Annotated in this window: 19 protein-coding genes and 1 pseudogene; 7 read left to right on the top strand and 13 right to left on the bottom strand. The window is 68.7% G+C overall.

Translation table 11 applies throughout. The features are described 5' to 3' along the window. Nucleotides 1–58: 58 nt before the first annotated feature. The 6 genes from AB0B82_RS03235 to AB0B82_RS03210 form a co-directional block, all read right to left on the bottom strand. Nucleotides 59–196, bottom strand: a complete 138-nt coding sequence (locus tag AB0B82_RS03235; RefSeq protein WP_130387812.1) for a SapB/AmfS family lanthipeptide — start codon at nt 194–196, stop codon at nt 59–61. 3 nt (nt 197–199) lie between these two features. Beyond that, nucleotides 200–2755: a class III lanthionine synthetase LanKC gene (gene lanKC, locus AB0B82_RS03230; protein ID WP_360161917.1), complete on the bottom strand. Its 2556-nt coding sequence runs from the start codon at nt 2753–2755 to the stop codon at nt 200–202. 240 nt (nt 2756–2995) lie between these two features. Then, a complete protein-coding gene (locus AB0B82_RS03225; RefSeq protein WP_360161915.1) occupies nt 2996–4057 on the bottom strand; it encodes an ABC transporter ATP-binding protein in 1062 nt (353 codons plus the stop codon). Then, nucleotides 4054–4851 (bottom strand): molybdate ABC transporter permease subunit, encoded by a 798-nt coding sequence (gene modB / locus AB0B82_RS03220; protein WP_360161913.1) that lies wholly within the window; start codon nt 4849–4851, stop codon nt 4054–4056. The genes AB0B82_RS03225 and modB overlap by 4 nt, the downstream gene beginning before the upstream one ends. Next, nucleotides 4848–5627, bottom strand: a complete 780-nt coding sequence (gene modA / locus AB0B82_RS03215; protein WP_360161911.1) for a molybdate ABC transporter substrate-binding protein — start codon at nt 5625–5627, stop codon at nt 4848–4850. Before modA ends, modB begins: the two co-directional genes overlap by 4 nt. After that, a complete protein-coding gene (locus AB0B82_RS03210; protein WP_360161909.1) occupies nt 5627–6022 on the bottom strand; it encodes a TOBE domain-containing protein in 396 nt (131 codons plus the stop codon). The genes modA and AB0B82_RS03210 overlap by 1 nt, the downstream gene beginning before the upstream one ends. Before the next feature lie 100 nt (nt 6023–6122). On the opposite strand from AB0B82_RS03210, the gene AB0B82_RS03205 reads away from it, so the two are divergent. After that, nucleotides 6123–8045: an acyl-CoA dehydrogenase gene (locus AB0B82_RS03205; RefSeq protein WP_360161907.1), complete on the top strand. Its 1923-nt coding sequence runs from the start codon at nt 6123–6125 to the stop codon at nt 8043–8045. After that, nucleotides 8038–8655, top strand: a complete 618-nt coding sequence (locus AB0B82_RS03200; protein WP_360161905.1) for a hypothetical protein — start codon at nt 8038–8040, stop codon at nt 8653–8655. Before AB0B82_RS03205 ends, AB0B82_RS03200 begins: the two co-directional genes overlap by 8 nt. A gap of 621 nt (nt 8656–9276) precedes the next feature. On the opposite strand, the gene AB0B82_RS03195 is transcribed toward AB0B82_RS03200, so the two are convergent. Beyond that, on the bottom strand, nt 9277–11853 hold the full coding sequence (locus tag AB0B82_RS03195) for a bifunctional FO biosynthesis protein CofGH (protein WP_360161903.1): 2577 nt from the start codon (nt 11851–11853) through the stop codon (nt 9277–9279). Nucleotides 11854–11944: 91 nt separating this feature from the next. Between AB0B82_RS03195 and AB0B82_RS03190 the strand changes: the two genes are divergently transcribed. The 4 genes from AB0B82_RS03190 to AB0B82_RS03175 all read left to right on the top strand — a co-directional run bounded on the left by AB0B82_RS03190 (nt 11945) and on the right by AB0B82_RS03175 (nt 17169). Continuing rightward, nucleotides 11945–12499 carry a TetR family transcriptional regulator gene (locus AB0B82_RS03190; RefSeq protein ID WP_360161901.1) on the top strand — a complete coding sequence of 185 codons (555 nt, stop codon included), beginning with the start codon at nt 11945–11947 and terminating at the stop codon, nt 12497–12499. A 46-nt stretch (nt 12500–12545) separates the two neighbouring features. Beyond that, entirely contained in the window at nt 12546–14876 is a 2331-nt protein-coding gene (locus AB0B82_RS03185) for a CehA/McbA family metallohydrolase (RefSeq protein ID WP_360161899.1), read from the top strand. Next, complete coding sequence (locus AB0B82_RS03180; protein ID WP_360161897.1) at nt 14876–15271, top strand: hypothetical protein; 396 nt, start codon at nt 14876–14878, stop codon at nt 15269–15271. Before AB0B82_RS03185 ends, AB0B82_RS03180 begins: the two co-directional genes overlap by 1 nt. 71 nt (nt 15272–15342) lie before the next feature. After that, entirely contained in the window at nt 15343–17169 is a 1827-nt protein-coding gene (locus AB0B82_RS03175; RefSeq protein ID WP_360161895.1) for an ABC transporter permease, read from the top strand. On the opposite strand, the gene AB0B82_RS03170 is transcribed toward AB0B82_RS03175, so the two are convergent. The 5 genes from AB0B82_RS03170 to AB0B82_RS03150 all read right to left on the bottom strand — a co-directional run bounded on the left by AB0B82_RS03170 (nt 17148) and on the right by AB0B82_RS03150 (nt 21333). After that, on the bottom strand, nt 17148–17624 hold the full coding sequence (locus AB0B82_RS03170; RefSeq protein WP_360161893.1) for a DUF2867 domain-containing protein: 477 nt from the start codon (nt 17622–17624) through the stop codon (nt 17148–17150). The two genes, AB0B82_RS03175 and AB0B82_RS03170, sit on opposite strands and share 22 nt — an antisense overlap. Nucleotides 17625–17701: 77 nt before the next feature. After that, a complete protein-coding gene (locus AB0B82_RS03165; protein ID WP_360161891.1) occupies nt 17702–18262 on the bottom strand; it encodes a TetR/AcrR family transcriptional regulator in 561 nt (186 codons plus the stop codon). A 596-nt stretch (nt 18263–18858) separates the two neighbouring features. After that, nucleotides 18859–20073 (bottom strand): MFS transporter, encoded by a 1215-nt coding sequence (locus AB0B82_RS03160; RefSeq protein WP_360161889.1) that lies wholly within the window; start codon nt 20071–20073, stop codon nt 18859–18861. Next, nucleotides 20070–20516 (bottom strand): MarR family transcriptional regulator, encoded by a 447-nt coding sequence (locus AB0B82_RS03155; protein WP_360161887.1) that lies wholly within the window; start codon nt 20514–20516, stop codon nt 20070–20072. The genes AB0B82_RS03160 and AB0B82_RS03155 overlap by 4 nt, the downstream gene beginning before the upstream one ends. Before the next feature lie 211 nt (nt 20517–20727). Continuing rightward, nucleotides 20728–21333 carry a TetR/AcrR family transcriptional regulator gene (locus AB0B82_RS03150; RefSeq protein ID WP_360161885.1) on the bottom strand — a complete coding sequence of 202 codons (606 nt, stop codon included), beginning with the start codon at nt 21331–21333 and terminating at the stop codon, nt 20728–20730. Between the two features lie 139 nt (nt 21334–21472). On the opposite strand from AB0B82_RS03150, the pseudogene AB0B82_RS03145 reads away from it, so the two are divergent. Then, nucleotides 21473–22444, top strand: a pseudogene (locus AB0B82_RS03145) (aldo/keto reductase). A gap of 100 nt (nt 22445–22544) precedes the next feature. Here the strand turns inward: AB0B82_RS03145 and AB0B82_RS03140 are convergent. After that, entirely contained in the window at nt 22545–23096 is a 552-nt protein-coding gene (locus tag AB0B82_RS03140; RefSeq protein WP_360161883.1) for a hypothetical protein, read from the bottom strand. Between the last annotated feature and the right edge of the window lie 131 nt (nt 23097–23227).

The raw sequence follows: 23227 nt of genomic DNA, 5'->3' as shown, positions 1-23227 counted from the left end.
GGCCCTGGGTGGCTGCTACCACCCAGGGCCTCACCTACCTGGCATTGCAGGTGCCGTATCAGTGGCAGAGCAGCAGGCTCAGGTTGCTCGGGGTCTGCGAAGCGCAGCCCAGCACGGTCAGCGTGGAGCCGCCGTGGTGGTGGCCGCCGTGGCCGTAACCCGGGGTCTCCAGACCCTGAAGGTCGAGAAGTGCCATGTTTTACACCTCCTTCGGTGCAGATCGTCGGGACGGAGACTCGGACCACTGGGGAGGTCCGAGGAACGGGAGGGACGCCGGCGCGTCGTGCAGCGCCGTGCCCAGGGCCAGCAGAACGCCGGCCGATCCGGTGGCCAGATCCATCGAGAGACGGAGCAGTTGGTTGCCGGGGAACGCGAGTCCGCCGTCGAACGGCATCGCGTGCCAGCCGAGGCCGCGGATGAGGTCGTCGACCTCGTCACCGAGCGCCGCCGCCGTGAGGAGGATGCCGGCGCGACCCATGAACAGCCCTGGCTGGACGTAGTAGGAACAGTGGGTGACCCGTTTGAGCTCCCGCAACGTGGTGTTCAGCTCGTCGCAGGGACGGTGCCGCAGGTAGCGCTCGAGGACGAGCGCGACGCCGGCCGAGCCTTCCTCCAGGTACGGCAGGGTCCGCCAGCCCTGGTTGACCTGGCGCATGCCGTCCTCGGTGAGCACGGTGCGCTTCAGGTCCTGCCGGATCGCGACCTCGGCCAGGTCGAGCAGCCCGGTGTCCCCGAGCTGCTCGTAGGCCTTGAGGAAGAGCAGTGCGGGCCCGGACGATCCGTACATCAGGCCGGCGCGCGCGTGCTGCCCGCCGCTGATCTCGGGCACGTCGGTCTCGAGCCGATCGGCGACCAGGTCGAGGACGCGGACCGCCTGTGCCCGGAGTGCGGGCTCGGTGTCGAAGTGCAGGAGGTTCAGGCCGATCCCGGCCAGACCGGAGTGCAGCCCGAGCTCGCGGGAGCTCCAGTCGTCGGCGAGGGTGCGGTCGACCAGGTCCAGCGCGTCCTGCCGGTACCCCAGCTCGTCGAGCACGTGGGCGACGCCGTGCAGACCGTCGTACAGCCCGGGGCCGGCCGCGGTGCTGATGGCCTGCTTGCGCAGCCAGTCGTCGTACTCCGGGAATCGGCCGGCGCCGGTGGTGGCGAGCGCGTAGAGGACACCGGCCGCGCCGGTCGCGAGGTCGATGCCGCCGCCGTCGCGGAACTGGGCGATGTCGCCGGGGAACAGGCGGTCGGTGCGCTCCGGCGTCGCACTGGCGACGATCGCCTTGGTGAGCGCGTCGCGGACCTCGGGCCATGCGGCCCGGCCGGGCAGCGCCACGTCGGCGAGGTCGTTGCGTTCGTCGCAGCCGACGATCGTCCGGACGGCCTCGTCGAGCTGCACGCGCGGCACCGGGAACGTCTCGGCGATCATGTCCGCGAGCTGGAACGCCTTACCAGGATGAAGATTCAGCAGGATGGTTGCCTGTGGCGCATAAACGCCGAGCGCGATACAGGCCAGTGCGTAGCGGTCGACGTCGACACCTTGCCGGTCCTGCGGCGCGGCGTACCCGGGATGGGCGAGCGTCGAGCGGGCACGGTCCTCGGCCTTGGTCGCGACCTCGAAGTCGATCAGCGTGAGCTTGCCGTTCACGTCGAGCAGCAGGTTGTCCGGGTGCAGGTCGCAGAACACCACGCCGCGGTCGTGCAGCCGGCCGACCGCCGCGCGGACCTGGGCGATCATCGCGGTCGCCCACTCCGCGTACGCCGCCTTGTCCGCTTCGGTGGCGTCGGGATGCGTCAGCGGATACCGCCGGACGAGCTCGCGTTGCAGCGACACTGAGTCGATGTGCTCCTGGACGAGGAAATGATGGTCACCGAGCCGGAGGTACTCGTGCGTCTTCGGGACGACGTCCAGGCCCTCGAGTTGCTGCAGGATCTCGCGCTCGTGGGCGATCCGCTGCACCGCGTCGCGGCCGGACATGTCGAGCCCGGCGTACGGGCGGCCTTCCTTGAGGACGACGCGGTCGCCGGTCTCGGTGTGGTGGCCGAGATACACCCCGCCGCCGTTGGAGAACTGGATGACGCCGTCGATCGTGTAGGCGAGCTCGTCGGTGGTGACCGCGTTCCGGGCGTCGAGATGCGGCTGCAGGAAGTCCGGCAGCTGGATCCACGGCGGCGTCACGAACGTCGGGCCGCGATGGTCCGGGACGAGGGTGCCGTGCGCGTCCTCGATCGCGAGCACGCGTTCGCCGGTCGGCGAGAGGCAGTACCTGCTGACGAAGGCGCCGTACCGCACGAACAGCGGACCGTCCGCGTAGCGCAGGTCGCTCAGGATGTACGGGCCCTCGACACCGCGCAGTTCCTCGTCGAGCTCCTTGAGCACCAGCTCGAGCTGCGCCTCGTCGGTCGGGTAAATGGTCACCAGTTTGCCGCTCGACCCGCGGGGAGCGGCCTTGGAGTTGACCATCACCAGGACGGCTTCGTTGCGCAGGTACTTGAACGCGATGCCGCGTGGGACGCAGTACTCCCAGACCGCCTCGAGCGTCCGCGCGACGTCCTGCAGCCGCGCGGAGACGTGGACCTTCCAGCCCTGCTTCGGCAGCTGGACGTCCGTCGGCGCGTAGTGCATCCACTGCTCGCCCGGGACGTGCTGCCAGCCGGCCGGCACCGGGCGTTGCGTGATCGCGAAGTCCGGGTGCTGGGCGCCGCGGTGGGCCGGTGTCTCGTAGAACCGACGATCCGCAAGGCAGTAGAACTCGTAGCTCTCGTGCATGACTGTCCGACCCCCCTTTCTTGGTGCTCGCCACATCTTGGGCGGGCGGAGCAGGGTCGGCGTAGTGCACGATGTCATCACTCTGATGTGAAGAACGCACACACTACGAGTGAGTAAGTAAACACTCTTCGTGATCTGATCGCGCGTTCTGAGCGTGAATCGACCCTCGGGATCATGTCAATCCAGCTCAACCCCGTCACGGACCGTAACTTTGTTTTCCCTGCCTCGTACGCCGGTGGCTCACACCGGATAGGTACGCACCTCGGTGGCCTTGAGGGTGGCGTGGAGGGACTGGCCGGGCGTCAGCCGGAGGTCCGCGACCGCGGCCGTCGTGATGTCGGCGAGCAGGTCAGCCGGGCCTGCAGGGGTGGCGTCGAGGTGGACGCGGACGGTGTGGGCGTGCTGCTCGATGCCGGTCACCACAGCCGGCCAGGTGTTGCGCGGACTGCCGGACGGGCGCTCGGGGTAAAGGCTGACAGCGGCGGGTGGGAACGCAATGTGGACCGGTCCCGTAGCGGGCTCGGCGAGAGTGATCGTGCCACCTCCGTTGAGAGCCACGCTGGTGCCGGATGCGGCGCCGCGGTAGAGGTTCAGGCCGACAAGCTGGGCTACATAGTCGGTGCGTGGCTGGTGGGCCACGTCGGTCGGTTTGCCTTCCTGGACTACCTGTCCGTTCTCGACGATGACCAGGCGGTCGGCCAAAACCATGGCGTCCAGTGGGTCGTGGGTGACGAGCAGCGTGCGGCCGGCGAAGCGGGACAGGTGCTGTCCGAGCTCCGCACGGACGTGCAGCGTCGTACTGGCATCCAAGGCAGCCAGCGGCTCGTCGAGCAGCAGTACTTCGGGATCAGTCGCCAGTGCACGGGCCAGGGCGACGCGTTGCGCCTGGCCGCCGGACAGAGCGCGTGGGCGGGTACGGGCGTACTCCGACAGGCCGACTGTGTCGAGCCAGCGCGCCGCGTCCTTGCGGGCGGCTTGTTTGTCGACGCCGCGGGCGCGGAGTCCGAAGGCTACGTTCTCCAGGCAGGTCAGGTGGTTGAACAGCAGGTAGTCCTGGAACACCACGCCGATCGGCCGGCGGTCCGCCGTACGGAAGGTGCCCGGGGGCTCGTCCCAGACTGTGGAGTCGAGTGCGATCCGGCCGTCGTCCAGTGCGAGCAGTCCGGCGATCGCCCGGAGCGCGGTGCTCTTGCCGGCGCCGTTGGGCCCGAGTAGCGCGACGACCTCACCTGGCTCGACAGCCAGGTCGAGTGCCAGGCTGAAGTCGCCGCGGCGCACCCGCAGGTCGGCGTACAAGGTCATCGCAGTCCACCGATCCAGCGTTCGCGAAGGGACGCCAGTACGACGACGGACACCAGCAGGAGCACCAGGCTGAGGACGACGGCCACGTCGGGGTCGGTCTCCAGGGCAAGGTAGACCGCGAGCGGCATGGTCGTCGTACGGCCCGGAAAGTTGCCCGCGAACGTGATCGTCGCGCCGAACTCGCCCAGCGCCCGCGCCCAGCACAGCACTGTCCCGGCGACGACACCAGGAGCGATCGAAGGCAGCGTCACGCGCCCGAACGTCATCCAGCGTCCTGCACCAAGGGTTGCGGCCGCCTCCTCGTACCGCGGGTCAGCGGCACGCAGTGCGCCTTCCACCGAGATCACCAGGAACGGCATGGCGACGAAGGCCTCGGCAACGATCACACCGGCTGTTGTGAACGGCAAGGAGATGCCGAACCAGGCATCGAGGTGCTGACCGACCAGGCCGCGCCGTCCGAGCACCAGGAGCAGGGCCACGCCGCCGACGACCGGTGGCAGCACCAGAGGGACGGTGACCAAGGCGCGGATGACACTGCGGCCCGGAACGTCGGCGCGTGCGAGCAGCCAGGCCAGGGGAACACCTAGGAGGAGACAGAGCGCTGTAGCTGCGGTTGCGCAGAGCAGTGAGAGGCGGAGGGCCTGCCAGACGTCCGCGCTGAAGAGTCTGGTCGGCAAGCTCTGCCAGGGGGCTTTCGCGAGCAGACCGGCGAGGGGGACGAGCAGGAACGCCAGGCCGACCAGCGCGGGCAGCAGGAGGACCAGTGGAGCTCTTGCGCTCGTCCGGCGGCTCATGGTGCGTCGAAGCCCGCCGCGGTGAGCACTGCCTTGCCCTTGTCGGAAAGGACGTAGTCGACGAACGCCTTCGCGCCGTCCGCATTGGGTGCCTTGGTCAGCGTGGCGATCGGATACTCGTTGACGGCCTGGTTCGACTCCGGGAACTCGATGCCGTCGACCTTGTCCTTGGCGGACCGGACATCGGTCTTGTACACGAGCGCCGCGTCGACCTCACCGAGGCTGACCTTGGTGAGCGCGGCCTTCACGTCCTGCTCGAGGCTGTCCGGCTGGGCAGTGACGCCGATCGCCTGGAACACCTTCGCGGCCGCCGCGCCGCAGGGCACCTGCTGGGCGCAGATCGCGATCTTCTTGTCCTTGTTCGCGAAGTCCTTGATGCCGGTGATCCCGCCCGGATTCCCCTTCGGTACGGCGATCTCCAGGGTGTTCTTCACGAACGTGACCGGAGTGCCCTTGTCCGGCACGTCGTCCATGTTCTTCGGGGCGGCCGAGGCGAACACGTCCGCCGGCGCGCCCTCGTTGATCTGCTTGGCCAGCGCGGAGCTGCCGGCGAAGTTGAAGCTGACCTTCACCCCGGGGTGCGCGGATTCGAAGTCCTTGCCGAGTTGCGTGAACGTGCCGGTCAGGGAGGCCGCGGCGAACACTTGGACGGTCCCGCTCAGCGTTTGCTTCGTCGTACCTGGTGACGACGCCGCCGGGCTGTCCGCGCCGCAGGCGGTCACTACCGCGGCGGCCATCACGGTCGCAAGGGCGGCGAGCGCGGTACGGCGGACCATCAGGCCTCCGGGATCTCGACGACGACATGGGTGGACTTGATCGAGGCGACGGCCACCACGCCGGGCTCCAGACCGAGCTCGTCCGCGGCCTCACGACTCATCAGCGACACGACCCGGAACGGTCCGGCCTGCATCTCGACCTGAGCCATCACGCCGTCCTTGACGACGCGGGTGACGATGCCGCGCATCCGGTTCCGCGCAGACGCCGCGGCGGTGTGGCCGGGCTCCGGGGACTCCGCGAGCTCCTGGGCGAACGCGGCCAGCGCCTGCCCGTCGACGGCCATCCGGCCACCGTCCTGTTTCGGGGTCAGCCGCCCCTGCTCGATCCAGCGCCGCACGGTGTCGTCACTGACTCCGAGCAGAGCGGCCGCCTCACTGATCCGCAAATTCGGCACGAGACCGATTCTAATGCCGCAGATGCGGAATCGTGCCAGCTTGTCCACAGTCGGGAAACGGTCACGGAAAGTAGCTGCGATTCCTCGTAAGTTAGAGGGCATGAAGACATCGGCGATGCGGGACTACCTGGACGGGCCGCACCAAGCGGCGCGGGACGCGGTGCGGGCGGAGCTGTGCGCGCATGCCGACCTCGGCGACCTGGCGGTGCGGCTGCCCCGCGACGAGTATCGGGAGCGCGTGCTCGAGTTGCTGCTGGAGTCGGCGGCCAACGGGTTGCCGGCCCGCGGTTACCCGAAGGAGTTCGGTGGTGAGGGCGATCTGGGCGCGTTCATCGCCGCCTTCGAGACGCTCGCCTTCGGTGACCTGTCGCTGATGGTCAAGGCCGGGGTGCAGTTCGGGCTGTTCGCCGGCGCGATCCTGCACCTCGGGACGGACAAGCATCACCAGCGCTACCTGGCGGACGCGATCAGCGGGCGGTTGCTCGGCTGCTTCGCGATGACCGAGACCGGTCACGGGTCCAACGTGCAGGCGCTCGGCACGACGGCGACGTACGACGAGGCGACGGGCGAGTTCGTCGTGCACACGCCGACGCCGGCGGCGCGTAAGGACTACATCGGCAACGCGGCGCGGCACGGGCGGATGGCGGCCGTGTTCGCGCAACTGATCGTCGGCGGCGAGAGCCATGGCGTGCACTGCCTGCTGGTGCCGATCCGGGCGGCGGACGGTTCGGCGCTGCCGGGCGTGACGTTGTCGGACTGCGGTCCCAAGCTCGGGCTGAACGGCGTCGACAACGGGCGGATCGTCTTCGACCAGGTCCGGGTCCCGCGCGACGCGCTGCTCGACCGGTACGCGCAGGTCGATGCTGATGGCAACTACATCAGCTCGATCGAGAATCCGGACCGCCGGTTCTTCACGATGCTCGGCACGCTGGTGCAGGGCCGGGTGTCCGTCGGCGGCGCGGCGATCAACGCGAGCAAGGTCGCGCTGACGATCGCGATCAGGTACGGCGCGCAGCGGCGGCAGTTCGGCGCGCCGGGCAGCGACGAGGAGGCGATCCTGCTCGACTACCGGATGCATCAGCGCCGGCTGCTCCCGCTGCTCGCCCGAACGTATGCGCTGCACTTCGCGCAGGCCGACCTGGTGGCGGAGTTCGCCCGCGTGTTCAACGACGACCGCGACGAGCACGACCGGCGCGCGCTGGAGGCGCAAGCGGCCGGGACGAAGGCGCTCGGGACGTGGCACGCGACCGAGACGATCCAGATGTGCCGTGAGGCCTGCGGCGGCGCGGCCTACCTCGCGGAGAACCGGTTGGCCACGCTGAAGGCGGACACCGACGTGTTCACCACCTTCGAAGGTGACAACACCGTGCTGCTGCAGCTGGTGGCGAAGGGGTTGCTGACCGACTACCGCGAGTCGTTCGGCAAGCTCGACCCCCTGGGTACGGCGAAGTTCGTCGCCGCCCAGGCCGTCGAGATCGCGGTCGAGAAGGCGGCGCTGCGTCCGTTGATCGAGCGGCTGCGCGACGCCGTACCGAATCGGAGCGACACGTCGGACCCGGATGCGGGGCTGCGCGACGACGCTTACCACTCGGGCCTGCTGCGGTACCGGGAGGAGCACATGCTGTCCGGGGTGGCGCGGCGGCTGAAGGCCGGAATCGACGCGGGTGACGAACCGTTCGACGTCTTCAACCGGTGTCAGGACCACGTGATCGCGGCCGGCCGGGCGCATGTCGAGCGGGTCGTCCTGGAGGCGTTCCAGGCCGCGGTGCGGGAGGCACCGGACGAGATTCGCCCGCGGTTGCAGGAGTTGTACGACCTGCACGCGCTGGTGACGATCGAGGCGGAGCGCGCGTGGTACCTCGAACACAACCGGCTCTCACCCGGGCGGTCGAAGGCGATCACTGCCCTGGTCAACGAGTTGTGCGCGACCGTCCGGCCGGCGGCGCTGGAGCTCGTCGACGCGTTCGGCGTACCGGGCTCGGCGGTGGAGGTGCCGATGGTTGTACCGTCGCAGCATGAGTGAGTCGATCGAACCCGCCTCGGCCGCCGAGGCAGCCCGTGAACTCGCCCGGGTGCTCCTGGAGCAGGCTGACGCTCTGGATCTGCACGACCTGCGAGCGACCGGCGCGATCGAGAACGTCCGGGTCCAGGCCCGGGTGCTCGCGGACGCCGTGCACGAACGGGGATGGGGCGACATCTTCCTCGGCATCGACTCGTACGAGCCCGATGAGCTGGACGACCTGCCGCTCGGGCCCGACGACTTCGACGACCCGGCGGACTACCGGGAGATGGTCGAGGGCGACGCGCTGGACGACCTCGAGGAGCCGCTCGTCCCCGAGGACGGCCTCCGGCTCAGCTACCAGGCGCGCTACGACTACGTCGTGACCGACCCGGAGGCCTTCGTGCGGTACGTCCGCAGCCGTGCCGACGAGGCGCAGAACGACGAGGTCGTCGACGACATCGAGGACGCGCAGTCGGCGTTCGAGCTGCTCTGCTACCTCGACGGCCTCGGCTCGAAGGAGTACGAGTCGTTCGGCCTGGTCCCGGCCGGCGGCGAAGAGTCCCACAAAATCGTCCGCTTCTCGCTGTGGGACCTCGACCCCACCCGCCGCGACGACACCTATCCGTACTAGTCCAGATCCACTGCCGAAGCTGATGGGCCGGATCTGCTGAGCCGGATTTGTTGAGCCGGATTTGCTGAGCTGGATCTGGCTGAGCGGATCTGGTGGGGCGGATCTGGCGCGGCGGATCTGGCGCGGCGGCGCAGGGCGTCGAACGGTGGGGGCCGGAAAGTGATCACCCGCTGTACCGGTCCCCAGCAGCACCGGTACAGCGGGTGAATCAACGAGAAACGCCGACCGTGCCGGGTGTTGGTCGCCACCTCACTGGCGACCAACACCCGACCGGCACGGCCGGCGTCCTGCTGTTGCCCCGAGAGGGCAGTGGCCCGAAGGTTGGTGGTCCGTGTCTCATTCCGTGGCCGGCAGGGGAGGTACAGTCCGGTCGCGGACGGGAGTACAGCGGTAACCACCTGGACCTTGGCTGCCGGCGACCCGTCCGTCGCCGACACCCAGAACGTTGTCATGGCGCCCCGCGTACCGGGAATCCTCGGGTTCAAACATTTGCATTGCCTTTGAAGTAAGCAACGCTTAGTAAGGGAACCCTCACTTTGCGTACAACTGTTGCCTGTCGCAACAACTAACCACTCGTCAAGATCTTTGCTGTCAAGCGATTCCGGCGCTCGGCGCCTGCGGTCAGGCGAGCTCGAGGGACGGTCGGGACGGGACCTCGCCGTACGTCGTGGTGCGCTGGCGGGCGGGGCGGCCGGCGGCGGTGGCCATCGCGGTCAGTTCGGAGATCGACTTGCGGCTGCCGTGCTTGGAGCCGGCCATCCGGCTGATGGTCTCCTCCATCAGCGTGCCGCCGATGTCGTTCACGCCGCCGTTCAGCACCGCGACGCAGCCGTCGACGCCGAGTTTCACCCACGAGCACTGGATGTTGTCGATCCGCCCGTGCAGCATGATCCGCGCCATCGCGTGCACGGCCCGGTTCTCGTCGTACGTCGGACCGGGCCGCGCGACGCCGGCCAGGTAGATCGGCGAGTTCTGGTGGATGAACGGCAGCAGTACGAACTCGGTGAAGCCACCGGTCTGGTCCTGAACCGCGGCGATCGTGCGCAGGTGCTGCACCCAGTGGTGCGGTGCGTCGACGTGGCCGTACATCATCGTCGAGCTGGACGGCAGCCCGACCTTGTGCGCGGTCGTGATCACCTCGATCCAGCTGGCCGTCGGCAGCTTGCCCTTGGTCAGGATCCAGCGGACGTCGTCGTCGAGAATCTCGGCCGCGGTACCGGGGATGCTGTCCAGCCCGGCTTCCTTCACCGAGATCAGGAACTCCTCGATCGACAGCCCGGTACGTACCGAACCGTTGACGATCTCCATCGGCGAGTACGCGTGGACGTGCATCTCCGGGACACGGTCCTTGACCGCGCGGACCAGATCGGCGTACGCCGTCCCGGGTAGGTCGGGGTGGATACCGCCCTGCATGCAGACCTCGGTCGCACCGATCGCCCACGCCTCCTCGGCGCGGTTCGCGACCTCGTCCATCGACAGCGAGTACGCGTCGGCGTCGGTACGGCGCTGCGCGAAGGCGCAGAACCGGCATCCGGTGTAGCAGACGTTGGTGAAGTTGATGTTCCGGTTCACCACGTAGGTGACGTCGTCGCCGACCGTTGCCTTGCGCAAGTTGTCGGCGATCCGCGCGAGCTCGTCGAGCGCCGGACCGGTCACGGTCATCAGCGTCAGCGCCTGCGCGTCGGACAGACCCGCCGGGTCGCGCTCGGCGGCCGCCAAGGCGGCTTTCACCTCGGCGTCGATCCGCGCCGGTGCGGCCCCGCCCAGGGGCAGGGCCGAGGCGTCGATCGGGAGTGACGTACCGGCCGCGCGGCGGGCCGCGACGTCCTCGCGCACGACGTCCCAGTCGCCGTACGCCGCGTCGAAGTCGGAACGGGTCTCGGTCCGGCGGCCCTCGGTGTCGATCGCGGTGTGCAGGTCGGTCCGTCCGACGCTGTCCCAGCCGCCGTCCGGCTCCTGCCACGGGCGGCCGACCGGCTTCGCGTCCTCGTTCGCCAGGCCGGTGGCCGGGTCGACGAGGGCCTCGACGTGCGAGATCAGCCGCGGGTCGAGCCACGGCTCACGCAGGTACTCGGGGTGGGCGGTCAGCCGCTCGCGCAAGGTGAATCCGGCGTCGGCGGTGACCTTCGCGAGGTCGTCGATCATCGGCCACGGCCGCTCGGGGTTGACGTGGTCCGGGGTCAGTGGCGAGACCCCGCCGAAGTCGTCGACGCCCGCGTCGAGCAGCGCGCGGCACTCGGCCAGGTCGACCAGGTTCGGTGGCGCCTGGACGCGGACCCGCGGGCCGAGCACGATCCGCGTCACGGCGATCGCGGCCAGCCACTCGTCCAGCGGGACGTCGGCGTCGTTGCGCATCGCGGTGTCCGGCTTCACCCGGAAGCCCTGGATGATGACTTCCTGGATGCCGTTGTACTGCCGGGCGATCTTTCGCAGCGCGAAGATCGAATCGGCGCGTTCCGCCAGGTTCTCGCCGATCCCGATCAGCAACCCGGTCGTGAACGGGACGTTCGAGCGGCCGGCGTCCTCGAGCACCCGCAGCCGGACCGCCGGGTCCTTGTCCGGCGAGCCAAAGTGCGGCTGGCCTTTCTCCTCGAACAGTCGCCGCGACGTCGTCTCGAGCATCATCCCCATGCTCGGCGCGACCGGCTTCAGCCGCTGCAGGTCCTGCCAGGACATCACCCCCGGGTTCAGGTGCGGCAGCAGCCCGGTCTCCTCCAGCACGCGGACCGCCATCGCCCGGACGTAGTCGAGCGTGCTGTCGTACCCGGCCTCGTCCAGCCATTGCCGCGCCGCGTCCCACCGCTCCTCGGGTGCGTCGCCCAGCGTGAACAGCGCCTCCTTGCAGCCGAGCGCCGCACCCTGCCGCGCGATCTCCAGCACCTCGTCCGGCGACAGGTACGGCGCGTGCACCCGGCCGGGCGTGGTCGCGAACGTGCAGTAGTGGCACCGGTCGCGACAGAGCTGGGTCAGCGGGACGAAGACCTTCTTCGAGAACGTGATGATGCCGGGCCGGCCGGCGTCGGCCAGACCTTGGTCGCGGACCCTGGCCGCCGTCGCCATCAGGGCGGTCAGTGCGTCGCCGGTGGCGCTGAGCAACACCTCCGCTTCGGCCGGGTCGAGGGTCTTGCCGTCGTCCGCGCGCTTCAGCGCGCGCCGCATCGCTGTTGTCAGCTGGGAGTTGGTGTCAGAAGAGGCCACGAAATCCGAGCCTAAGTCGCCGAAAACGCCGGATCCCGCGAAATCCGGGACCAAAATCAATCCGTACGGATGTCCTGATAGTTTACTGTTCGTGCAGGTCAGGCGGGGTGTCGACGGTCGCCGGGCGCGCGGTGAGCAGCGCCGCAACGAGCTGCTCGCGGCCACCCTGACCGTGATCGAACGCGACGGAGTCGCAGGTGTGAGCCATCGCGCGGTCGCCGCCGTGGCCGATGTCTCGGTCGCCTCGATCACCTACCACTTCCCGACCTTGGATGACCTCCTGGTCGCGGCGCTCGGTTCGGCCGCCGAGGACCTGGCCGCCGAGTTGCACGCTCGTGGGAGCGAGTTGGGCGCGCGGCCTGCCGACGAGTTGGCCAGGTTGATCGAGCACAGCGCCGTACGGCGGCGTGGGCGGACCCTCGCGCTGTACGAGCTGTACCTGTACGCGGCCCGCCGTCCGGACCTGCGCGAGACCGCCGGAGCGTGGTTGGAGCCGTTGACCGAGATCGCGCGGGCCTTCACCGCCGACCCGCAGAAGGCCCGGTTGCTGGTCGCTGCTCTGGACGGGCTCCTGATGCAGACGCTGATCGGCGCCCGGGACCTCGACCGCGCCGACGTCGCCGCGCTGATGGAGGTGCTGAGGTAGCCGACGCGCACTAAGGTCGCGAGGGAACTCGCCCAGGGAGGTCCTTGTGTCCGAGCCCTCGAATCAGGCCCCGTTTGAGGCCCCGATTCAGCCGCTGCTGGCGTCGGCGTCCCGTGCTGTGGAGAAGCTGCGAGAGCTGGGTGATCCGTTGCCTGCCGACGTGCTCGCGCGGCTGTCCGAGCTGGCGAACAGCACCTCGGCCGACGCGGAACGGCGTACCCGGCTCGAAGAACTGCTGCGGCCCTTCGTTCTGGTCGAGACTTCGATCGACGAGCGCGGGATGGCTGTGTCGGTGCCGGGTGCGGCGCCACCGCGGTTGGTCCAGCACGGGTGGTGCAGCTTCCTGGTCCGCGTGACGAATCCGCACCGGCTCGAGGCCACGCTGGCGACCGGGAACGGCGGGACGCTCGGCCTGATCGACTTCCACAGCCATTCCGCGCGGATCGCCCTGCCGGACACGCTGACCATCGTGCCGTGGATCGAGAAATCCTGGCTGGATGCGAAGCTCGCGGCGCCGACTGATCTGTCCGGCCTCGAGGTCGAGTACAAGGTCATCAGTCTGTACGCCCGCGACGCCGGCGTCCGCGCAGCCGGGCTGACCTTGGTCGCCGGCGACGCGCGCAACCATCACAGTCTGACCCGGTCACCGGACCGCCTGGCCTATCAGCGGACGAACTTCGAGCTGCGGGAGTACGGCGCGTCGTACGAGTTCGACTGCGCTGCTGCGCGCGAGGTCGAGCTCGAGATCCGGGAGCCCGACGGTCGCAGTTGTATGGCCGCGATCACGATCCAGGACGCGCGCGGACGGTCGTACCCGTCGAAGGCGATGCGGCTGGCGCCGGACATGTTCTTCCATGAGCACGTGTACCGGGCGACCGGCGAGATGGTCCGGCTGCCTGAGGGGCAGTTCCGGGTCACGGCGATCCGCGGGCCGGAGTACCGGCCGGTGGTACAGGACGTGACGGTCGACGCGGGGACCCGCGCCATCCCGGTCACGCTCGACCGCTGGGTGGATCCGACGGCGCACGGGTACTACTCGGGCGATCCGCACATCCACGCCGGCGGCTGCTCGCATTACAACGTCCCGAGCGAAGGCGTGACGCCGGAGACGATGATCCGGCACGTGCGGGGTGAGGGGCTGTGGCTCGGCAGCGTGCTCACCTGGGCGCCGTGCTACTACCACCAGAAGCAGTTCTTCAGCGGCGAGGCGATCAGTCCGCCGGCCGACCTCGAGTACCCGGCGATGCAGGCCGCGCAGGGGATGACCTGGACACCGCGGCCGACCGACCGCGACGGCGAGAGCACCTTGCGGTACGACATCGAGGTGTCCGGCTTCCCGTCCAGTCACTCCGGGCACGTGATCCTGCTGGGGCTGACCGACCAGGACTACCCGGGCACGTCGGTGATCGAGGACTGGCCGTCGTGGAATCTGCCGGTGATGCGGTGGGGGAAGGCACAGAACGCCCTGGTCGGGTACGCGCACTGCGGGATCGGCCTGGGCGTCGGCACCGAGGAGCTGCCGAACTACATCGTTCCGTCGTTCCAGGGCATCGGGTCCAACGAGATCATCGTCGACGTACCGCTCGGGGCTGCCGACTTCCAGTGCGGTGCCGAGTTCGCGCCTGCCTCCGAGCTGAACATCTGGTACCACCTGCTGAACGTCGGCTACCGCACCCTGATGCTGGGCGAGACCGATTACCCCTGCATCTACGACGACGGACCCGGGATCGGGCGGACCTACGTGCAGCTGGACCAACCGCCGTCCGGGCCGCAGGCGATCGAGGCCTGGATCGGCGGGTTGCGGGACAACGCGTCGTACTTCGGGGACGGGCGCAGTCATGTCTTCGATCTCGCGGTCGACGGTGCCACCGGACGCGACCATGCGCTGACGGCGCCGGGGACGGTGTGGGTCTCGGCGACCGTGGCCGCGTGGCTACCTGAGGAGCCACCGGCTCCGCCGCCCGGGCGTCCGGTGTACAGCGCGCCGGTCGGATGGCATCTCGAGCGTTCCCGGATCCCTACGTCGCGGGCCGTGACGATCGAGGTGGTGGTGAACGGCGTTGCGGTGGCGGCTGCCGAAGTGGTTGCCGATGGCACCGAGCGGGACGTCGCGTTCGCTGTCGAGGTGGAGCGCTCGTCCTGGATCGCGCTGCGGATCCTGCGCAGTGTGCATACTCAGCCGGTGTTCGTCGAGGTCGGCGGCCGGCCGATCCGCGCGTCACGGCGCAGTGCCCAGTGGTTGCACGATTCCGTCGACCAACTGTGGAAGGCGAAATCCGGGTTCATCCGGGCGTCCGAGCAGGACGCCGCACGGCAGGCATACGACGAGGCGCAGGCGATCTACCGCACGCGGCGCGACGAATGTGAGGTGGAGTGATGGTTCACCATGCACCCGCTGTCGGCTGCTGCGGGCCGGTCACGACGGACGCCCCGATCGCGGTGACGATCAACCCGGAGGCGCGGGTGAACGTCGCGCGGAGCGGTGCACCAGTCGGAACGTTGACGCCGGGCGAGTGGCATCCGATCGCCGTGACCGTGGTCAACGACGGCTTCGTCACCGGGCCGCTGGCAGTTTCCTGCGACCCCGTCCGCGGGCTGGAGGTGGAGCAGCCGTGGCCCGAACTGACCGGCGAGCATCGGCAAGAAAACGTGTTCCGGGTCCGGCTGGATGCGCCCGGTGTAGTTGACGTGACGCTGACCTTCAGCGCTCTCCAGGCGCTCGGAGGGCTCGCCCTGCACAGCACGGTCAACCTGCTGCTGACCGCCAGGTAGCGCGCGGGCTACCTCCGGACGGGTGCCCAGGCCAGGGCGGCCGCAGCGGTCTTGGCGGTTGGCTGGTAGGCATGCTGAGGTTGTCGGTGGGAGCGCTGCGGGACAGGTGGCAGTTGTTCGCCGGCGCCGTGGTGACAGTGGCGCTCGGGGTCGGTCTGGTGCAGTCGGGGCTGCAGTTGCTGGCCGCGACCGATCGACCGGTGTTTCCGGCCGGGGCGACGGCGTACGAACGCGCCCGCATCCGGGAGGCCTACACCGGCACCGCGACGCTGCTCGGAATGTCGGTCATGCTCGCCGTTTTCCTGACCGTGTTCGTCGTCAGTACGACGTTCGGGTTCGTGACCGTGCAGCGGCGGCGCGAGTTCGGCTTGTTGCGGCTGGTCGGAACGCAGCGCGGATACCTGTGTCTGATGGTCGTGACCGAGGCCGGGCTGCTCGGCGTGACAGGCAGCGTGATCGGGCTGCCGGTGGGCGTGTTGGCGACGTCGGCGCAGTCGTGGTTGTTCGTTCGGTTGGGCATGCTGCCCGTGTGGTTCGAAGCGCCGTTGGATCGTGGCGCGGTCTGGGCCGCGATGATCGTCGGGGTCAGTACGGCGCTGGCCGGCGTACTGGCTGCGGCGTGGCGCGCGTCGCGGATCAATGCGCTGGAGGCAGTCGTCGAGGGCCGGGCCGCGCGGCAGGTGATGACGCGGTGGCGCTGGTTCTGGGGCCTGTCCGCCGCGTCGGTCACGGTGCTGATGGTGATCGTGGCGCAAGCGGCACGAGATCTCGTGGCCGGGTTGCTGATCGGGCTCTTCGTGATGATCGGCGGAGCGGTGGCGTTGAGTCAGTTGAGCCCGGTCGTCGTACCGCTGGTCGCTCGGCTGCCCACGATGTTTGTCCGGGGGAACCTCATCGCCGACCTGGCGCGTTCCGGTGTGCTGCACGCGGTCCGGCGGAGTGCGGTGACCGCGGCCCCGTTGATCGTGCTGGTCGGGCTGGTGATCGGGCTGTGGGGAACGTTCGGGTCCCTGGCGAAGGCTGTCGGCATCGAGCAGGCGCGGCTGATCACGGCCCACCTGGTCGTCGATCACGTCGTCGTCCCAGGCGCTTCGGTGGTCGCCGCGTCGGTGCAGACCGCCGTACCGATCGCCGTCACGCGGGGCGGGAAAACGCTGTACTCCGAGGCGATCGGGATCGATCCGACTGCCTACCAGCTGACGCACCGGCTGCGGCCGCGCGAAGGCTCGCTCGACCGGCTGACCGGGCGGACGATCGCCATCGGACCGGGGATGGCCGCGGAGGGCTACCACCTCGGGTCCGTCGTCAAGGTTGCACTAGGCAACAGATCCTTGGCTTTGAAGGTCGTTGCGATCATGCCGGAAACACTGGATGTCAGCGAGAACTTCTTCATTCCCAGGCCCCTGCTGCCTGCGGGCGGGCGGATCGAGACACTGGTGAAGCTGGCGCCCGGCGCGACGATGGACGGCCGGTCTGTCGAAGATTGGGCACATGAGCGGGGTGAGCTGCAGCAGCGCGACAACTCCGGGCTGTTTGCCGCGTTGATGGGTCTGGCCGGGATCTTCACCGCGGTCGCCGTCGTGAACGCGGTCCTGATGTCGACCGCCGACCGGCGCCAGGAGTTTCGCCTGGCGCGGCTGGCCGGGCTGACCCGCGGGCAGGTCGTCGCGGTCGCCCTCGTCGAGTCGGCCACCGTCGTCGTGGTCGGCGTACTACTCGGATCCCTGGTCGCCGCGGCCGCGCTGGCCGGAGTCGCCGCGGGACCTTACGGGCTTGCAGCGTTGGCGATTCCGTGGCGGCTGCTCGCACTGATGTTCGGCTCGGCGCTGGTCGTTGTCGGTGCCGCGACGGCGCTCACCGCCGCTCGCGCCACGCCTCACCGGCTCGGCACATGCTGAGCACGACGACGTGGTGGAACGGGCGAATCAGGTTGTAGTACAGCCGGCCGGCGGGACGCAGGTACTGAACCAATCGTCACGACCTTGAACGTCGCCGGGCGCTCGTTGTCGGTGAGGATCGCGAGATAGCCGATCAGGTGGTTGTCGGTGACGTTCAGCAGCAGGTACCTGTCCTCGTCACCGCGGACGACGGTGAAGAACGAGTTCTTGTCGCCCGGCGTGAAGCTGACGGTTTCCGGGCGGATCCGTCGCGAGTCGGGGACACCGGCGGTTTCGAGGCGCAGGACGGCCGCGAGGGCCATCCGGACCGCGAACAATCCCTTCACCCACAAGGGGCTGTGCCCGAGCGCACCCGCGGTGAACTCACGCAACGTGACGTCGCCACGCGCCGTCTTCACATCGATCTCGTCCACCACCGGCACCAGATCGTCGAGCTCGTGCAATGTCGTCGGCATCGGCCCTCCTCGCGTCGATTCGCGTCGCTTCAACTGCTGAGATTCGCCTTGCTTCAGTTGCTGAGATTCGCGTCGCTTCAGTTGATGAGTCGCAGGACCAGGTCGTAGATCTCCCGCACGTCCCGCTTGTCCATCGGCGGCAGCACCTGCTCGGCGCCGATCAGAATCAGGTACAGCAGTTGCGCGAACCGGTCCGCGTCCAGATCGGCGTCGAGTCCGCGGCACAGCTCCTTGAGGTACGCCGTACGCGCCGCATCCACCCGCTGCTGCGCGGCCCGCACCTCCGGGTCCTGCAACGCCCAGGCCCGGACGGCGATCTCGAGATTCGCGCTGTCCAGCGTCTCGCCCTTCGCGGCGTCACGATCCTGCTCCAGCACCAGTTGCAGCAGGTGCCGCAATTTGGCCTCGGCGGACCGCTCACCCGCACCTTCCACGGCGTCGATCAACCGGGTCGTGTAGCGCGCCTCGAAGTACTCCAACAAAGCCGCCTTGTACCCAGCCGCACCTTTGAAGTGGTGGTAATACGACCCCTTCGTCACCCCCAGAGCCCCGGTCAACCGCTCGATCGTCACCGCCGGCGCCCCTTCGGCAGCCAGCAACTCCAACCCTGTCCGCAACCACTCACTCCGCCCAGGCACGTCAAGACCATACCATACCGTTTGGTATGGAGGCGGGCGGGCAGTTTGAGTTGCGGGCCGCCGTGCAGCAGGGCACGGTGACCGTCGACGGCCGCGGGGCGCTGGTCGCGTTGGTTTGTGAACCCGGCGAACAGCGCCGGTCGGCACGGCTCGGCAACCCGCACAGGTGGCACGCTGCGCCGCGCTCGGTGCCATGGCACGCTGCGCCGTGCTCGGCTGCCGGTGTCTGGCGTCTCCTCCGATGGGCATCGCCAGGGATCGGAAACGCTCCTAGGAGGATTTTCTGCGTGACAGTGGAGGATTCTGCCCGCCATACGTCAGAAAACTCTCCATAGATCCACGGCTACAACACACCTCACGCCCCGTCACCTTCACGAGCAGCACCCCGTCGCCTCATCACCCCGTCACGCCATCAGCCCCATCACGCCGGCCCGAGTCGTGGCGAATGGTTCGGGGTGGGTTCGTCGAGTCGTGGCGAATGGTCGTACGGCGGCGCCACTTTCCACGACTCGACGGGGACGCGCACCGGCGGAGGGGCCGAGGCGGGGGAATCGCGGAAGGGGGCGGCCGACGAAGGAGGAAAGGAGAGTGGTGGGTCAGGCGTCGGCGGTGGTGAGGGATTGGGCTTCGGCGGGGGAGTGAGCGGTGGGGACGCGGAGGTGGGCGAGGGGCTTCCAGCCGGTGGCGAGGGCGGCTACGGCCAGGAGTACGGCGGCGGCGCCGACGTAGAACGGGAGTTGGATGTTGACGGCCTCGCCGAGTTTGCCTGCGAGCCATGGGGCGACGGCGCCGCCGGAGAAGCGGACGAAGGAGTACGCCGCGGACGCCGTACCGCGTTCGACCGGGGCGGCGGCCATCACGGCTTCGGTGATCAGCGTGTTGTTGACGCCGAGGAACAGGCCGGCCACGACCACGCCGATCGCGAGTACCGGCTTGTGGTGCGCGTAAACGCCCATCACCGCAAGGTCCGCGCCGAACAGCAGTAGTGCGGTCATTGCCACCGGCAACGTCCCGAACCGGCGCTGCAGCCGTGGTGCCACGAACACGGACGTGAACGCCAGGCACAGACCCCAGCCGAAGAAGATCAGCCCGATCTGCCGCGCCGACATCGCCAGCGGGAACGGCGTGAACGCGAGCAGCGTGAAGAACCCGAAGTTGTACAGCAACGCCGTCACGGCGACCGTCGCGAGTGATCTGTGCCGCAGTGCCTTCAGCGGCTCGACAATCGACGTACGGCGGGATTCGCGCGGCGATGCGGGCAGCAGGAACGCGGTGGCGGCGAGCGCGATCGTCATCAGGACGGCGACGCCGAAGAACGGTCCGCGCCAGGAGATCGTGCCGAGTTCACCGCCGACGAGTGGGCCGGCGGCGATGCCGACGCCGAGCGCGGCCTCGTACAGGATGATCGCCTCGGCGACCGATCCGGCCGCGGAGTTCACGATCGTGGCGAGTGCGGTCGCGATGAACAGCGCGTTCCCGAGACCCCAACCGGCCCGGAACGCGACGATCGCGCCGATGCTGTTGGACAGCCCGGCCAGCGCGCTGAACACCACGATGATCGCGAGACCGATCAGCAGAGTGCGCTTCGCGCCGATCCGGCTGGAGACGGCACCGGTGATCAGCATCGCGACACCGATGACCGCCATGTAGCTGGTGAACAGCAGCGAGACCTGCGACGGGCTCGCGTGCAGCTGCTCGGCGATCGGCTTGAGGATCGGGTCCACCAGGCCGATGCCCATGAAGGCGATCACGCAGGCGAACGCGACCGCCCAGACGGACTTGGGTTGCTTGAGGAACGACGAGTTGCTCACCGGGGCGAGGCCTCCAGAGGTTCGAGGGTGAGGAGTTTGTGGACGATGGCGACGGCGACCTCCAGGGTTTCGAGGTCGTCTGCGGGGAGCTGGCGCAGGTACGCCGACAGGGCGACGCCGGCTTGATGGCGCGCGCTGTTGAGCTCTGCGAGCCCGGCATCGGTGAGGCTGATCAGACTCGCGCGCGAGTCGGCCGGGTCCTGGGCGCGCTGCACCAGCCCCTGCTCCTCGAGCCGCTGGACCAGCGCGGACATGGTCGGCTGCGAACACCGATCGGCCTTGGCCAACTCACTGATCCGCGCCTGCCCCAGCTCGTCCAACCGTCCCAGCACCCGCATCGCGGCGTGCGGCAGCGTGTTCACGTTCCGGGTGGCCAACCGCGACAACCGCGTCGTTGCCACCACCATGTCTTCCCCGAGCCGAGTCAGCTGATCAGCTTTCACACCACCAAATATACATAGGAAGCCTATGTATCACTTGATAAGGTGAACCAGATCACCTCGTCGGTGGTCGTGAGCGACAAGGTGATGTGGCTAGGTGCGCCTAGGTCCACCGATGACGTTCGGAAGTGGGGCAGACGGGCTCGGGTCGCGGCGGACGGTGTCAGGGATGTCGGCCCAGGGTAGATGGGGCCTGCGAGCGGAGGTGGGGCCGCTATCCGGGCCAGTCGTGCAGCGCCAGGTCGACGATCTCGTCGAGCTCGGCGGGGCCGAGGCCGTTGGCGGCTTGTACGGCGATACCGAAACCCACCGTCATGATGAATCGGGCAAGTCGCCGAGGGTCGGCGTCGTGTGGTAGGTCGCCCTCGTCGACGGCGCGCCGGAAGCGCTCCTCGAGGCGGCGGCCTGCGTCGTTGCGCCAGTCGACAAGCAGGTCGTGGACGGGCCGGCTCTCGTCGTTCGAGGCCAGTGCGCCCTGTACGGTGAGGCACCCGGAGGGGCCGTCGGGAGGGGTCGTGGTGCAGACCGCCCCACGGAGGAAGGCCTCGGCCACGGCCCGTGCGGTGGGCTCTTCCAGAGCGCTCGTGGCGTAGGCGGCCGGCCCCGCGCCGTAGCGCTGGAGGGCCTTGCGGAACAACTCCTCCTTGTTGCCGAAGGCCGCATACATGCTCGTCTTGGTGATCCCCATCGCGCGGGTCAGTTCGGACAGGCTCGCACCCTCATAGCCCCGCGCCCAGAACACTCGCATCGCGCGCTCCAGCGCCTGGTCGATGTCGAATCCTCGACGCCGACCCATGACGGTCGTACGGGAGTCACTCATGGCGATAAGTGTACCCCTCGGTACAGATCTACGCCGGACGGCGATCCGGGCGGCGAATGCAGTTCAGTACCGATCGGTCTTGATGTGCTACAGTTCTGAACCGATCGGTACTTAACTACGGTGAAGGGAAGTCTGCGCCATGAAAACCACCTCGCTCGGCAGTCTCGAGGTCTCGCGCATCGGTCTCGGGGCGATGGGAATGTCGGCGTTCTACTCCGGCGCAGGTCAGTTCGACGACGAGTCGATCCGCACGATTCACCGCGCTCTGGACCTCGGGGTCACGCATATCGACACCGCAGAGATGTACGGCCCCTTCGTCAACGAGGAGCTCGTCGGCCGAGCCGTGCAGGGGCACCGCGACGAGGTTGTGCTGGCGACCAAGTTCGGGCTGATCTCCCATACCGGTGGCTCGGCTCCGGACAGCACGCCGGCCAACATCCGCGTTGCCGTGGAGGGATCGCTGAAGCGTCTGGGTACCGACTACATCGACCTGTACTACCAGCACCGGGTGGACCCCGGCACGCCCATCGAAGAAACCGTCGGCGTGCTGGCCGAACTGGTGGCCGAAGGCAAGATCCGCCACATCGGTCTGTCGGAGGCCGGCCCCGCCACGATCCGCCGCGCTCACGCCGTGCATCCGATCGCCGCGATCCAGTCCGAATACTCCTTGTGGACCCGGGATCCGGAGGCCGAGATCCTGCCGGTCCTGCGCGAGCTCGGCATCGGCTTCGTGCCGTACTCCCCGCTCGGCCGTGGCTTCCTGACGGGCAGCATCAGCTCGCTGAACGATCTCGACCCCGACGACTGGCGCCGCACGAACCACCGGTTCGCCGACGGGAACCTGGAACGCAACTTGCGCATCGTCGAGGAGGTCAAGGCTGTCGCCGCCTAACTTGGCGCGACGCCCGCACAGGTCGCCCTGGCGTGGCTGCTCGCACAGGGTGGTGACATCGCGCCGATCCCCGGCACCAAGCGGGTCGAGCGACTGGAGGAGAACGCTGCCGCCGACGGCCTCGAGCTCACCGCCGGCCACCTCGCCCGCCTGAACGACCTGCCCGCGGCCTCGGGCGAGCGCTACGACGCCGACAACCTGGCAGCCATCGACCGCTGATCGAAGCGCGCCGGCACGCATGCCGCGGACGCCGTACGGCGCAGCGCTTGGGGAACGCCCCGGAGAGCGCTGCGCCGCGGTCCGGGCGGTCGCCTCACGGTTAGCGGGTTTGGGCGACGACCGGGTCCCCCGATGACGTCCGGAAATGGGTCAGGGGGATGGGGCCGCGGTGCAGGATGTGGGGGATGTCGGCCCAGGGGTAGAGAGGTTCGGTGGGGTTGAGCGTGCGGAGGCGGTGCAGGGCCCGTGCGGAGGGGGCGGACAGGGAGGCCGCGGTTGCGGGGGTGTAGGGGATGAAGTCTTCGGGGGGTTGCGGGCGCAGTTCGGGATCGTGGCGTTTGAGCAGGATGCAGGTCGTCGCCGGATCGAGGAGGGTCGCGTCGAGGGTCCAGTAGTTGATGACGACGGGGCCGATCCGGCCGGACTCCTGCAGGGCCTCGAAGATCGAGCGGGGGTGGACCGGTGACAGGAAGACCACGTCCGCCCAGGTGCAGTCGAGCGGGTACACCGGGGCCTCGGTGCGATGCGGCCGGCTCGCGTACTTCGCGGCGTGTTGTTCGTACAGATCCGGGTAGCGGTCGCGGAGTTGGTTGAGAGGCAGGATCGCGTCGCCGCGGACGGTTCCGGCGGCCTTGTAGAGAAGGATCGTCATAACGACAAAGCCTCCGGCCGCAGCTGTCTGCGTCGGAGGCTCTCTGTAATTCTACCGCATCAGGCCGCTTATCCGGTCGCGTGGCCGCCCCCGGGCTGCGGTGCGGCTACGCTCCGCGAGCATCGCCGTAC

Origin of the sequence: Kribbella sp. NPDC048915, assembly GCF_040649595.1 — a bacterium.
Taxonomy (GTDB): domain Bacteria; phylum Actinomycetota; class Actinomycetes; order Propionibacteriales; family Kribbellaceae; genus Kribbella.
The sequence above is the reverse complement of the archived record's forward strand: the minus strand, read 5'-3'. Positions and strand labels throughout refer to the sequence as shown.

Excerpts from the sequence above, each read along its gene's own strand:
- modA (WP_360161911.1), bottom strand. The coding sequence starts at position 5,627 with ATGGTCCGCCGTACCGCGCTCGCCGCCCTTGCGACCGTGATGGCCGCC.
- AB0B82_RS03200 (WP_360161905.1), top strand. The coding sequence starts at position 8,038 with ATGAGTGAGTCGATCGAACCCGCCTCGGCCGCCGAGGCAGCCCGTGAA.
- AB0B82_RS03225 (WP_360161915.1), bottom strand. The coding sequence starts at position 4,057 with ATGACCTTGTACGCCGACCTGCGGGTGCGCCGCGGCGACTTCAGCCTG.
- AB0B82_RS03150 (WP_360161885.1), bottom strand. The coding sequence starts at position 21,333 with ATGAGTGACTCCCGTACGACCGTCATGGGTCGGCGTCGAGGATTCGAC.
- AB0B82_RS03180 (WP_360161897.1), top strand. The coding sequence starts at position 14,876 with ATGGTTCACCATGCACCCGCTGTCGGCTGCTGCGGGCCGGTCACGACG.
- AB0B82_RS03175 (WP_360161895.1), top strand. The coding sequence starts at position 15,343 with ATGCTGAGGTTGTCGGTGGGAGCGCTGCGGGACAGGTGGCAGTTGTTC.
- AB0B82_RS03170 (WP_360161893.1), bottom strand. The coding sequence starts at position 17,624 with ATGCCGACGACATTGCACGAGCTCGACGATCTGGTGCCGGTGGTGGAC.
- lanKC (WP_360161917.1), bottom strand. The coding sequence starts at position 2,755 with ATGCACGAGAGCTACGAGTTCTACTGCCTTGCGGATCGTCGGTTCTAC.
- AB0B82_RS03205 (WP_360161907.1), top strand. The coding sequence starts at position 6,123 with ATGAAGACATCGGCGATGCGGGACTACCTGGACGGGCCGCACCAAGCG.
- modB (WP_360161913.1), bottom strand. The coding sequence starts at position 4,851 with ATGAGCCGCCGGACGAGCGCAAGAGCTCCACTGGTCCTCCTGCTGCCC.
- AB0B82_RS03235 (WP_130387812.1), bottom strand. The coding sequence starts at position 196 with ATGGCACTTCTCGACCTTCAGGGTCTGGAGACCCCGGGTTACGGCCAC.
- AB0B82_RS03140 (WP_360161883.1), bottom strand. The coding sequence starts at position 23,096 with ATGACGATCCTTCTCTACAAGGCCGCCGGAACCGTCCGCGGCGACGCG.